The sequence below is a fragment of the Aeromonas eucrenophila genome, from assembly GCF_000819865.1.
Taxonomy (GTDB): domain Bacteria; phylum Pseudomonadota; class Gammaproteobacteria; order Enterobacterales; family Aeromonadaceae; genus Aeromonas; species Aeromonas eucrenophila.
The window spans coordinates 46,299-59,201 of record NZ_CDDF01000003.1 but is presented as its reverse complement, the minus strand read 5'-3'; the positions used below and the strand labels follow the sequence as shown (position 1 = coordinate 59,201).

At 59.4% G+C, this 12,903-nt stretch carries 11 protein-coding genes; 5 read left to right on the top strand and 6 right to left on the bottom strand.

The window, feature by feature from the left end; all coding sequences use genetic code 11:
• Positions 1-99 precede the first annotated feature (99 nt).
• Positions 100-756, bottom strand: coding sequence for a ribosome biogenesis GTP-binding protein YihA/YsxC (gene yihA, locus BN1124_RS03595; protein ID WP_042639252.1), 657 nt, complete (start codon positions 754-756; stop codon positions 100-102).
• Positions 757-899: 143 nt separating this feature from the next.
• On the opposite strand from yihA, the gene BN1124_RS03590 reads away from it, so the two are divergent.
• The 4 genes from BN1124_RS03590 to hemN all read left to right on the top strand — a co-directional run bounded on the left by BN1124_RS03590 (position 900) and on the right by hemN (position 4,751).
• A complete protein-coding gene (locus tag BN1124_RS03590) occupies positions 900-1,517 on the top strand; it encodes a c-type cytochrome (protein WP_042639249.1) in 618 nt (205 codons plus the stop codon).
• Positions 1,518-2,321: 804 nt separating this feature from the next.
• Entirely contained in the window at positions 2,322-2,900 is a 579-nt protein-coding gene (gene yihI / locus BN1124_RS03585) for a Der GTPase-activating protein YihI (protein WP_042639247.1), read from the top strand.
• Positions 2,901-2,911: 11 nt separating this feature from the next.
• Positions 2,912-3,355: a DUF2489 domain-containing protein gene (locus BN1124_RS03580; protein ID WP_042639245.1), complete on the top strand. Its 444-nt coding sequence runs from the start codon at positions 2,912-2,914 to the stop codon at positions 3,353-3,355.
• A gap of 22 nt (positions 3,356-3,377) precedes the next feature.
• Complete coding sequence (hemN, locus tag BN1124_RS03575; RefSeq protein WP_042639243.1) at positions 3,378-4,751, top strand: oxygen-independent coproporphyrinogen III oxidase; 1,374 nt, start codon at positions 3,378-3,380, stop codon at positions 4,749-4,751.
• A gap of 67 nt (positions 4,752-4,818) precedes the next feature.
• Here hemN and add read toward each other — a convergent pair whose 3' ends face one another.
• From add to glnA, 5 genes are all read right to left on the bottom strand, one after another.
• Positions 4,819-5,826 (bottom strand): adenosine deaminase, encoded by a 1,008-nt coding sequence (add, locus tag BN1124_RS03570; RefSeq protein ID WP_042639241.1) that lies wholly within the window; start codon positions 5,824-5,826, stop codon positions 4,819-4,821.
• Positions 5,827-5,967: 141 nt separating this feature from the next.
• Positions 5,968-7,386 (bottom strand): nitrogen regulation protein NR(I), encoded by a 1,419-nt coding sequence (glnG, locus tag BN1124_RS03565; RefSeq protein WP_042639239.1) that lies wholly within the window; start codon positions 7,384-7,386, stop codon positions 5,968-5,970.
• 9 nt (positions 7,387-7,395) lie between these two features.
• On the bottom strand, positions 7,396-8,463 hold the full coding sequence (glnL, locus tag BN1124_RS03560) for a nitrogen regulation protein NR(II) (RefSeq protein WP_042639237.1): 1,068 nt from the start codon (positions 8,461-8,463) through the stop codon (positions 7,396-7,398).
• 86 nt (positions 8,464-8,549) lie between these two features.
• Positions 8,550-9,119, bottom strand: a complete 570-nt coding sequence (locus tag BN1124_RS03555; RefSeq protein WP_042639235.1) for a DUF4124 domain-containing protein — start codon at positions 9,117-9,119, stop codon at positions 8,550-8,552.
• 196 nt (positions 9,120-9,315) lie between these two features.
• Entirely contained in the window at positions 9,316-10,725 is a 1,410-nt protein-coding gene (glnA, locus tag BN1124_RS03550; protein WP_042639233.1) for a glutamate--ammonia ligase, read from the bottom strand.
• Between the two features lie 350 nt (positions 10,726-11,075).
• Here glnA and typA point away from each other — a divergent pair, with 350 nt between their 5' ends.
• Positions 11,076-12,887 carry a translational GTPase TypA gene (gene typA / locus BN1124_RS03545; protein WP_042639231.1) on the top strand — a complete coding sequence of 604 codons (1,812 nt, stop codon included), beginning with the start codon at positions 11,076-11,078 and terminating at the stop codon, positions 12,885-12,887.
• Positions 12,888-12,903: the final 16 nt, after the last annotated feature.

Genomic DNA, 12,903 nt, shown 5'->3' with positions numbered 1-12,903 from the left:
GACATGACGGGGGACAAGAGGCTGGAAGGAAGGGGCAGAGTGAAAGTCTTTCAATCAGCGGAGGACTAACTCCGCTCATTGAGCAGGGCGAGGAGTACCTTACTCCTCGATACGGTCGTCTTCGTCAGTGTCAATCGGGGCAACGTCGGCACCGGACAGATACCAGCCACTCAGGGTTTGAGCCAGCTTCTCGACACCTATGTTGGTGAGAGAAGAGAAAGCCTCAACCTGGATCTGCGGGCCCAGTTCCGCCACGGCCTGGCGTACCTTGATCACCTGATTGTTGCGCGGGCCCGGGCTCAGCTTGTCGGCCTTGGTCAGCAGCAGCATGACGGGCAGTTCACGGTGTGCGCTCCACTCCAGCATGTTCATGTCAGTCTCTTTGAGCGGATGGCGGATATCCATCAGGATCACCAGTCCTTTCAATGACTCACGGCGTTGCAGATACTCTGCCAACGACTTTTGCCACTTGAGCTTCATTTCCAACGGTACTTGGGCATAACCATAGCCCGGCAGATCGACCAGACGCTTGCCTGGTTCCAGCTCGAACAGGTTGATCAGCTGGGTACGGCCCGGCGTCTTACTGGTGCGTGCCAGGTTCTTGTGTTTGGTTAAGGTATTCAATGCAGATGACTTACCGGCGTTGGAACGACCGGCAAACGCGATCTCGACACCCCCATCATTTGGCAGGTGGCGGATGTCGGGTGCGCTGGTCACAAAATGCACCTTATTGAAATTTAGAGTTTGTGTATCCAACGTAAATTCCCCATAGAGATAGAGGGTTATAGAGTTACTTTTATGTGAAATCGTGTAAAATGGCGTCGCTTTAACGCGTTTATTTTAACATGCCTTCGGCGGCATGGGATCTGGAAGCCTAATAACGAGAAAGTTGGAACGCCATGAAGAACCTAGTCATTACTCTTGCTCTGATGGTTGGCGTAACTGGGATGGCACAAGCCAAGGGCGATGCCGCTGCGGGACAAACCAAGGCTGCCGTCTGTGCGGCCTGCCATGGACCGGACGGCAACAGCCCAGTTGACATGTATCCCAAGATTGCTGGTCAGCACGCATCATATATCAAAAAACAATTAGTTGAACTGAAGGCTGCAGCTTCTGGCCAAACTGGCCGGGTTGCTCCCATCATGGGACCCATGGCTTTGCCCCTGTCCGATCAGGACATGGACGATCTGGCCGCCTATTTCTCCACTCAGAAGGTCACGCCAATCGCCGTGCCTGATGAGGTGGTCGCCGCTGGCAAGGCGCTCTACATGGGAGGCGACATGAGCCGTGGTCTGGCCGCTTGCACAGCCTGCCATGGACCGCGTGGCTCCGGCATTGAACAGGCCAAGTATCCCAGCCTGTCGGGGCAGCATCCCGCCTACATCAAGGCGCAGCTCACCGCCTTCCGCACGGCTGCCCGCGAAAATGACCCCAATGGCATGATGCGAGACGTGGCCAAGAAGCTGACGGATCAGGATATCGAAGCGCTGTCCAAATACGTGGCCGGTTTGCACTGATAGCATCCGAAATCTATCTTGTTGAAAATAAACGGGGAACTTCATGTTCCCCGTTTATTTTTGGCCTTTAACACCATTGGCCACAAACGGCCCGCATTGTTGTAAGAGATCTTCCATTTGCAAATCCGGCCTGGGCTGAAACAGCCTGCAGCTTTCATTATGGAAGTCATAAGTTTCAATGTGTTAAATAAGAATCGGCTATTTATCTTCGTTTGAAAACATTCTGAGTGGATTGAGCCATTCTGCCAAGTTGCTACAGTGGAGCCATGGAATGACCCTGCGAGCGGATCTGCGCTCGGCAAGGGTGGACAGGGAGTCGGCTCGGCACATGCAAGTGGTGAGCACGGGATTGAATGACCAGGATGGTAACCGCTCGGGATGAGCGGGGCTGCGGGAGGCAACCACCCCGGATGGATGGCAGGATGTCATCGAGACGGGTCAGGCAAGCACATGCACATTCAGGAACGACTAATAAGGGTCAGGATGACCCCACAAAACATGATGCGCAGAAGTACGCCCAGGGAAAAGGCGTTTGCAACCAGGGAATGGGACTCGCATAAACATATAAAGGCAGCTTCGGCTGCCTTTTTTCAGTTGGGTCATTAACCCGCCTAGCCATTCTGTGTCAAAATACCAGCAACATGCCCAGAGGATGCCGATCCTGCGGTGTTCAGCGACCAAATCTGGTCGAATTGGTGCGGGATCCCACTCTTGTTCCAGATTTACTGTTCCCCGTCTCAGCATCTCCCCGGACGAAATCATCCCGGGTTCGGGCTTTAATCCAGTTATTTGTCGGAGTCACTCATGTCGGCCAAACAACCTACCCGCAAGCCTACCGGCAAGCGCAAAGAATCAGATGCCAGTGCCCAGGAAGGTCGTGAGCGCAAGCGCGCCGCCAAGCGCAAAGGCTTGAAGGCGGGCTCCCGTCAACAGGCAGAACAGTCTCATAGCAGTGGCAACAAGCAGCCTAAGGATCCGCGCATCGGTTCCCGCAAGCCGATCGTGCTGGTGCTGGACGAGAAGAAAGCCAAATCGGTGGCAGCCAAACCACTGAAAGAAAAGAAGCTGGTGATGACACCGGAGCAGGAACTCGCCTCCATCGAGAACGATGATCGCCTGAACGATCTGCTGGATCGCCTGGACAACGGTGAGACGCTGGAAGCGGCCGAGCAGGCCTGGGTTGACCAGCGTGTCGATCGCTATCAGGAGCTGATGGACGAGCTCGGCATCATCGACACCGATGAAGACGAAGATGAAGATGGCGTGTTCGACGAAGCCGACTTTGACGAGCCGACCCAGCCAGCCTCCGAAGAGGAGCTGTGGGAGCGCTTCAACCAGGCCGGTTATCAGCCTGAGCCCAAGCCAGAGTCGAAGAAGAAGTGATGAGTGGATGGATGCTGGCTGCCCTGTTGGGTGGCCTGATCTTGCTGGGGCTGGCGGTATACGCCGGTACCCTGCTGGCGCGTCTCAAGCGCCAGCGCGATGCGCAGCAACAGGCCATCGCGGCCCGCAACGAACGCATCCTCGAGAGTGTCAGGGTGATCGCCCATGCGGTGCGGGATGGTCAGTGTGACTATTCCGAAGGGGCCATCCGGCTGACCAACTTGCTGGATGCCTTGCAGATCCAGGGTGGTCGTCCCTTCGCCAGTGAATTTCCCGGTCTGTATGCGCTCTATGAGAAGGTGAAAGAGATGCCGACTCACGAGGCGAGGCGGGCCCTCAAACGCAATGAAGTGATGAGGATGGATCTCGAGCGCAGCGGCTATGAGGCCGAGCTGGAGGCGCAGATCTTGAAGGATGTTGCCCAACTGAAGGATCTTCAGTTAAGCCGTCGATGACAAAAAGAAAGAGGAAGCAAGCGTGCAAGTAGAGCAGATTGTGTGGGACCAGGCCCTGATCGAGAAATACAACTACAGCGGCCCACGTTATACCTCCTATCCCACTGCGCTGGAATTCAGCGAGCAGTTTGGTTATCCGGACTTCGTCCACGCCGCGGGCCAGTACCCGACCCGCAATCTGTCGCTTTACGTGCACATCCCCTTCTGTCACAAGCTCTGCTATTACTGCGGCTGCAACAAGGTGATCACCCGTCATCAGCACAAGGCCGACCAGTACCTCGACTTCCTCGAACAAGAGATCAAGGCTCAGGCCCCGCTGTTCAAGCACCGGCTGGTGACCCAGCTGCACTGGGGCGGCGGCACGCCGACTTACCTGAATGAAGCTCAGACCAGACGGCTGATGGCCATGCTGCGGGAGCACTTCGACTTTGCAGCCGAAGGGGAGATCAGCATCGAAGTGGATCCGCGGGAGATCGAACTCTCCATGCTGGATGTGCTGCGAGAAGTGGGCTTCAACCGCATCAGCCTCGGGGTGCAGGACTTCAACAAGGCGGTCCAGGTCGCGGTCAACCGCGAGCAGGACAACGACTTCATCCGCGCCATGCTGGAGCGGGCCCGCGAGCTCGGTTTCCGCTCCACCAATCTCGATCTGATCTATGGCCTGCCGCACCAGAACCGCGACAGCTTCCATCACACCCTGGAAGAAGTGCTCAAAACGGACCCGGCCCGCCTCTCCATCTTCAACTATGCCCATCTGCCGAGCCGCTTCGCCGCCCAGCACAAGTTGAAGGAGGCCGACATGCCGGCGCCCCGCGAGAAGCTGGCCATGCTGCAGGACACCATCGCCTTCCTCACCGGCCAGGGCTACCAGTTCATCGGCATGGATCACTTCGCCAAGCCCGATGACGAGCTGGCGGTGGCCCAGCGAGAGGGCAAGCTGCATCGCAACTTCCAGGGTTATACCACTCAGGGGGATTGCGATCTGCTGGGCCTCGGCGTCTCCTCCATCAGCATGATCGGCGATGCCTATTCCCAGAATCAGAAGGATCTCAAGGCCTATTACGCCCAAGTGGATGAGCTGGGCCATGCCCAGTGGAAGGGGTGCTCCCTCAATCGGGATGACCTGATCCGCCGTGAGGTGATCAAACGCCTCATCTGCGATTTCTCCCTGAACTTCGCCGCCGTCGAGCAGGCCCATGGCCTGGTGTTCAAGGAGTATTTCGCCGAGGATCTCAAGCTGCTGCAGACCTTCATCGACGATGGCCTGGTGCGCATGAACGACGACGGACTGGAGGTGGTCTCCACCGGTCAGCTGCTCATTCGCAACATCTGCATGTGCTTCGACGTCTACCTGCGCAGCAAGGCGCGTCAGCAGCAGTTTTCCCGGGTGATCTGATCGACTACCCATACTGAGCAATAAAAAACCGCCTCTCGGCGGTTTTTTATTGGAGGCGGGATGGCGGTTAGCCCCGACGGCTGGCGGCGCGGGCGCTCAGTTCGGCCTTCTCGGCCTCGCTCAGGAAGGCCAGCGTCAGACCATTGCGCTGTGCGGTGCGGATTTCATCCGCAGTCATGCCGGCTGCAGGGGCTGCGACCTCGTATTCATATGGCAGATCTATGCCTTCAACAGCAGGGTCATCTGTGTTGAGACAGGCCAGCACGCCGGCAGCCAGGAACTGGCGGATCGGGTGATCGGCGAGGCTCGCCACCGTGGTGGTCTGCAGGTTGGAGGTGAGGCAGGATTCGATGCCGATGCGGTGCTCCGCCAGATAGGCCATCAGGGCCGGATCCTGGATGGCCTTGACGCCGTGACCGATACGCTCGGCCCCCAGATCGCGGATGGCTTGCCACATGCTTTCGGGGCCCGCCGCCTCGCCGGCGTGGACGCTGACCCGCATGCCCGCATCCCGCACCCGACGGAAGTGGCTGGTGAACAGCTCGCCGGGGAAGCCCAGCTCGTCACCGGCCAGATCGATGGCGACCAGGCGATCCCTGAGGGCCAGACAGGCATCCAGCTCGACCCGGCACTGCTCGGTGCCGAAGGTGCGGCTCATGATGCCGATGAGGTTGGTCTTGATGCCAAAATCACGGCTGCCGGCGGCCACGCCGTCGATGATGGCCTCGACCACTCCTTGTGGGTGCAGCTTGTGGGCCATCGCCATGTAGGCCGGACTGAAGCGCAGCTCGGCGTAATCGATGCCGGCGCGCAGCAGGTCTTCCACGTTCTCGTAAGCGACCCGGCGGCAGGCATCGTAATCGGCCAGCACGGCCACGCCCCAGTCCAGCTTCTTCAGGAAGGCGACCAGACTCGGCTCGTTCTCGACGATCTGCACGTGGGGGCGCAGCGCCTCTAGCTCATCGGCGGGCAACCGGATGTTGTGCAGGCGACCCAGCTCGAGAATGGTCTGCGGACGGATGTTGCCATCCAGATGGCGGTGCAGGTCGGTCAGGGGGAGGGATCTGTCAATCATGGTGGCGCCTTCTGCGAGTCGGGTTGGAAAGCCTGCCATTCTAGGCGGGACTCTTGAAAAAGATACCCCGTTTGCGAGCAAACGGGGTCTGATTGGCAGGGGATTCGTCAAGGCGTGATGGGAATCGTTTTTCCCAACGGCTTATGGAATGTCGAGCTCCTTGAGCTTGCGGGTCAGGGTGTTGCGGCCCCAACCGAGCAGGCGGGCCGCCTCCTGCTTGTGGCCTCGGGTATGCTCCAGCGCGGTTTCCAGCATGATCCGCTCGAACTGGGGCAGGGCATCGGCCAGGATGTCGGTCTCCCCCAGCGCCAGCTTGGTGGCCACCCAATCCTGCAACTGCTGTTGCCAGCCGCCGGTCAGGGCGGGCTGACCCGGCTCCGCCGTGCTGGTGATGGGGGTCAGCAGTTCCGGCGGCAGATCGCTCACCAGCACCTCCTGCCCCGAGGCCATCACCGTCAGCCAGCGGCAGACGTTCTCCAGCTGGCGCACGTTGCCCGGCCAGGGCAGGCGGCTGACGTAGGCCTGGGTATCCGGGTGCAGGCTCTTGGCCTCCACGTTCAGCTCCTTGGCGGCCCGCAGCAGGAAGTGCTGGGCGAGCTGGGGGATGTCCTCACGGCGCTCCTTGAGGGCCGGGATATGGATGCGGATGACGTTGAGGCGGTGGAACAAGTCCTCCCGAAACTCGCCATCCGCGACCCTTTTTTCCAGATTCTGGTGGGTCGCGGCGATGATCCGCACGTCCACCTGCACCGGCTGATGACCGCCGACTCGGTAGAACTGGCCATCCGCCAGCACCCGCAGCAGTCGGGTCTGCACATCCAGCGGCATGTCGCCTATCTCGTCCAGAAACAGGGTGCCGCCGTCGGCCTGTTCGAAGCGACCGTGACGGATGTTGTTGGCACCGGTGAAGGCCCCCTTCTCATGGCCAAACAGCTCGGATTCGATGAGATCTTTCGGGATGGCAGCCATGTTGAGGGCGATGAAGTTCTTGTGGGCGCGCGGGCTGTGCTTGTGCAGGGCATGGGCGACCAACTCCTTGCCGGTGCCGCTCTGGCCGTTGATCAGCACCGAGATGCTGGAGCGGGACAGCCGGCCGATGGCGCGAAACACCTCCTGCATGGCGGGGGCCTCGCCGATGATCTCGGGGCTGTTGCCGGGCTCCTGCTGGCGTCCCTTGCGCTTGGTGCGCTGCTCCTTGAGGTGATTCTCGGCCCGGCGCACCAGGGTGACCGCCTCGTCGATGTCGAACGGCTTGGGCAGGTATTCGAAGGCGCCGCGCTGGTAGGCGTTGACCGCACTGTCGAGATCCGAGTGGGCCGTCATGATGATGATGGGCAGGTCGGCCTGACGACGATGGATCTGCTCCAGCAGGCTGAGGCCGTCGATGCCCGGCATGCGGATATCGGACAGGATCACGTCCGGCGAGCGCATCTCCAGCGAGCTCAGCAGGGCTTCGCCATCGGCAAAGCTCTCGCACTCGAAGCCCTCGCTGCCCAGGGTTCGCTCCAGCACCCACCGGATGGAGCTGTCGTCGTCGACGATCCACACTTTTGCTGTCATGAGGTTCCCTTATTTGCGAAGCGGTAGATAGATGGTGAATTCGGTGTGGCCGGGCCAGCTGATGCAGTCGATGCGCCCCTTGTGCTGATCGATCAGGTTCTGGGCGATGGAGAGACCGAGGCCAGTGCCCCCCTCCTTACCGGTGATCATGGGGTAGAAGAGGGTGTCACGAATGGCATCGGGGATGCCGGGGCCGTTGTCGATGATCTTGATCTCCGCCGCCAAGCGGTAACGCTGGCCGTGGATGGTGATCTGGAAGGCGGTGCGGGTCTTGATGCGGATGAGCCCGGCCTGCTCGCCCAGCGCCTCGGCGGCATTGCGCACCATGTTGAGGAAGGCCTGCTGCAGCTGATCCGCCTCCATCTCGAATTCGGGGATGCTGGGGTCGTAATCCCGCTCGATGCGGATCTGGGGCGGCAGCTCCAGATCCACCAGGCGGCGCACCTGCTCGAGCACAGAGTGCACATTGTGCATCTGATGGCGACCGGGACGCTGGGGGCCGAGCAGGCGATCGACCAGCACCCGCAGGCGATCCGCCTGTTCGATGATGATGCCGGTGTATTCGCGCAGGCCAGGGTCCGGCAACTCCTTTTGCAGCAGTTGCGCCGCGCCGCGCAGGCCACCGAGGGGATTCTTGATCTCGTGGGCCAGGCCGCGCACCAGCTCTCTGGCGGCTTGCTGCTGGGCGTGTTGCTGCAGCTCCTGGCTGATCTTCTTCTGCTGATCGATCTTGCGTAGCTCCACCACCATCAGCCGCTGCTCGTGGTCGCCAAGGGTGTCGGCCATAGGGCTCACACTGATCTCGACCAGCCTGGGCTCCCCTTCCACCACCAGCGTGACTTCGCTGTCGGTGAAACCTTGCCCCGAAATGAGGCACTGTTTGAATCGCTGCAAGTCGAGAGAAATATGCTCAAGCAGATGGGGCAGCTCGATCCCGATCAACCGCCGTTCACTGAGGGAGAGCAGCTGTTCGGCCGCGGGGTTGACGAATTGGATGCAGAGCCGTTCATCCATCAGGATGACGGCGGTCAGCAGATTGTCCAAGAGGGTCTTGGCGTGGTCCGAGCGGGTTGGCACAGGTTTCTCCCTAAAACGGTGCTGCACACCAGTTGTGCACCGATATGGTGCATTGAGTTTACCCGCATCGGTGCATCACATCACCCCTAATTGGCCTTGGGGGTGGCTTTGGGAGCCTGATCCACAGTCGTTCTATGCAGGTAGAAGGTGGCTAGCTTGGATTTAGCAAGGATCGTACCGTCTTTGGCGAGCAGCTCGAGCTGCGCCTCATGGGCACCGCGATCGAGGTTTTCTACCCGGATGGCCAGGCTGTTGTGGACCAGGGGGGCCGCCTTGCCGTCCAGAGTCAGGCGCACATCGAATTGCACCGGGGCCTGAGGGTGGACTTCGGCCTGGAAGACGATGTTGCCGGTGTTGTCACGCAGGGTGCTGCCCGGCTCAGGGGAGAGCAATTCGATCGTCAGCTGGGCGGCTTCCTGTGCCTTCTTGGCATCGACCCCGGTCAGGCTGTTGAAGTTGTCGACCTGGACCGAGTGGGGTGAGGTGCCGATGAGGGGGGAGACCCGCAGGTCTATTTCCTTGGCATTCTTGCCGGGAGGGGGGGCATCGGTGTAGTGGGTGACGCCGTTGGCATCGGTCCAGGAATAGACTCTGGCAGCCTGGGCGGTGCAAGACATCATCAGCAATAGGCCCAGCATCCATGGTACTGTTTTCATCCATCTCTCCTTGACGGGGTTTCACTTAATCCTATCAGAGAAAAAACCGTCAGACCGATTGTCGGGTCTGTGGCGGCGATATAGATCCTTTAGTTAGATGACTCGCCCGCTCGGCAGGCGGGATCATGATATTTCAGCCCCTTAGATAAAAAACCCGCCAGATGGCGGGTTTTTCATTTGAGACAAGCTATCCGGCTTAGACGGAGTAGTACAGCTCGAACTCCAGCGGGTGCGGGGTCATGCGGACGCGATCCACGTCATGCTGCTTCAGCTCCAGGTAGGAGTTGATGAAGTCATCGCTGAACACGCCACCACGGGTCAGGAACTCGCGATCGCTATTCAGGGCGGACAGCGCTTCGTCCAGGGAGCCGGCAACGGTCGGCACTTCTGCGGCTTCTTCCGGCGGCAGGTCATACAAGTTCTTGTCCATGGCGTCGCCCGGGTGGATCTTGTTGATGATGCCGTCCAGGCCGGCCATCAGCTGGGCGGCGAAGGCCAGGTAAGGGTTGGCAGCCGGATCCGGGAAGCGGACTTCGATACGGCGGGCTTTCGGGCTCGGTACCACAGGGATACGGATGGATGCAGAGCGGTTGCGGGCGGAGTAGGCCAGCATGACCGGTGCTTCATAACCCGGGACCAGACGCTTGTAGGAGTTGGTGGTCGGGTTGGCGAAGGCGTTGATGGCCTTGGCGTGCTTGATGATACCGCCGATGTAGTGCAGTGCCATCTCGGACAGACCGCCGTACAGGTCGCCAGCGAACAGGTTGACGCCGTTCTTGGCCAGGGACTGGTGGCAGTGCATGCCGGAGCCGTTGTCACCGAACATGGGTTTCGGCATGAAGGTGACTGTCTTGTTGTAGGCGTGGGCCACGTTGTGGATCACGTACTTCAGCACCTGAACTTCATCCGCCTTCAGGGTGAGGGTGTTGAAACGGGTCGCGATCTCGTTCTGACCGGCGGTCGCCACTTCGTGGTGGTGAGCCTCAACGACCTGGCCCATCTCTTCCAGCACCAGACACATGGCGGCACGGATGTCCTGGGAGGAGTCAACCGGTGCAACCGGGAAGTAACCACCCTTGACGAAGGGACGGTGACCCTTGTTGCCGTGCTCGTACTCGGTACCCGAGTTCCAGGCAGCTTCTTCGGATTCGATCTTCACGAAGCTGTGGCCCATGGTGTTGGAGAAGGTGATGTTGTCGAACATGAAGAATTCCGGCTCCGGCCCGAACAGCACGGTGTCAGCGATGCCGCTGGACTTCAGGAAATCTTCGGCGCGCTTGGCGATGGAGCGCGGGTCACGGTCGTAGCCCTGCATGGTGGCAGGCTCGAGCACGTCACAGACGATGTTCAGGGTGGTCTCTTCGGTGAAGGGATCCAGCTTGGCGGAGGCCGCATCCGGCATCAGCACCATGTCAGACTCGTTGATGCCCTTCCAGCCGCCGATGGAGGAACCATCGAACATCTTGCCGTCTTCGAAGAACTCTTCGTTGACCTGGTGGGAAGGGATGGATACGTGCTGCTCTTTACCCTTGGTGTCGGTAAAACGCAGATCAACAAACTTGACTTCGTGTTCCTGGATCAAGGCCAAAACGTTCTGGGCTGACATGCTAAGTAACCTCCGGTGTTAAAACTCTTTGGGTGAATGCGTCGTCACATTCACATAAGCCAGTATCGTGCCAAGTTTGTGACAGCTTGATTTCAGGGCATTTGCACCGTTTCAGGCTGTCGGGTCACCCGCTCTCGTGCATGGCTGCGCATCAAAGTGGTGCAACCTTGGATCGTTTTGGTGCACCAGCTTGGTGCGCCCACGTCCCGATGCCATCTAAGCAGGCTTTCGGCGTGGGGTCCATGATCCAGATCCCCTGTTGTATTCGAATGTGCTGCAATTCTGCTAGGCAGATCACAAAGGCGAGAGTACAATTAGCGCCCAATTTTACCCGGTGATTTGAGGCGAGAATGTTAGAGAATTTACGCAATATTGCGATTATTGCGCACGTTGACCACGGCAAAACGACTCTGGTTGATAAGCTGCTGCAGCAATCCGGTACTCTGGATCGCACCAGCGAAGGTCAGGAACGGATCATGGACTCCAATGATCTGGAACGGGAACGTGGCATCACCATTCTCGCCAAGAACACTGCGATCCGCTGGAACGACTACCGCATCAACATCGTTGATACCCCGGGTCACGCCGACTTCGGTGGTGAAGTTGAGCGCGTGCTGTCCATGGTTGACTCCGTGCTGCTGCTGGTTGACGCCGTTGACGGCCCGATGCCGCAAACCCGTTTCGTGACCCAGAAGGCTTTCGCCCAGGGTCTGAAGCCGATCGTGGTCATCAACAAGATCGACCGTCCGGGTGCTCGTCCTGATTGGGTAATGGACCAGGTCTTCGACCTGTTTGACAACCTGGGTGCCACCGACGACCAGCTGGACTTCAAAGTTGTCTACGCCTCAGCACTGAACGGTTGGGCCACCATGGATCTGGACGTTGAGTCCGAGAACATGGAACCCCTGTTCCAGGCCATCGTTGACAACGTAGAAGCTCCTGCGGCAGATGCCGACGGTGGTTTCCAGATGCAGATTTCCCAGCTGGACTACAACTCCTACGTCGGTGTTATCGGTATCGGCCGTATCACCCGTGGTCGCGTCAAGACCAACCAGCAAGTCACCATCGTCGGTGCCAACGGCAAGAGCCGTACCGGTAAAGTCGGTCAGGTGCTGGGTTACCTGGGTCTGTCCCGTACCGAAGTGGCCGACGCGCAAGCGGGCGACATCATTGCCATCACCGGTCTGGGCGAGCTGAAAATCTCCGACACCATCTGTGACAACAATGCCGTCGAAGCCCTGCCGCCGCTGTCCGTTGACGAGCCGACCGTGAACATGACCTTCCAGGTCAACACCTCCCCATTCGCCGGTAAAGAAGGCAAGTTCGTGACCTCCCGCAACATCATGGAGCGTCTGAACCAGGAGCTGGTCCACAACGTGGCCCTGCGCGTGGAAGAGACCGAAGATCCGGACAAGTTCCGCGTCTCCGGCCGTGGTGAACTGCACCTGTCCATCCTGATCGAAAACATGCGTCGCGAAGGCTACGAACTGGCCGTATCCCGTCCGGAAGTTATCCTGCGCACCGTTGACGGCGTTCTGCAAGAACCGTTCGAAACCGTGACCGTGGACGTGGAAGAGATCCACCAGGGTTCCGTGATGGAGCAACTCGGCCTGCGTAAGGGCGAGATGACCAACATGACCCCGGATGGCAAGGGTCGTGTCCGTCTGGACTTCATGATCCCGAGCCGTGGCCTGATCGGCTTCCAGACCGAGTTCCTGACCATGACCTCAGGTACCGGTCTGCTGTACCACACCTTCGACCATTACGGTCCGCACAAGGGTGGCAGCATCGGCGAGCGTCAGAACGGCGTGCTGATCTCCAACGCTACCGGCAAGGCCCTGACCTTCGCCCTGTTCGGTCTGCAAGACCGCGGTCGTCTGTTCATCGGTCACGCGACCGAAGTGTACGAAGGCCAGGTGATCGGTATTCACTCCCGCTCCAACGATCTGACTGTTAACTGCCTGAAGGGCAAACAGCTGACCAACATGCGTGCCTCCGGTACCGACGAAGCCCAGGTGCTGACTCCGCCGATCCGCATGACCCTGGAGCAGGCGCTCGAGTTCATCGACAACGATGAGCTGGTCGAGATCACGCCGAAGGCGATCCGCATCCGTAAGAAACTGCTGACCGAAATGGATCGCAAGCGCGCCGGTCGTGCTTGATATCTGTTACTCGACA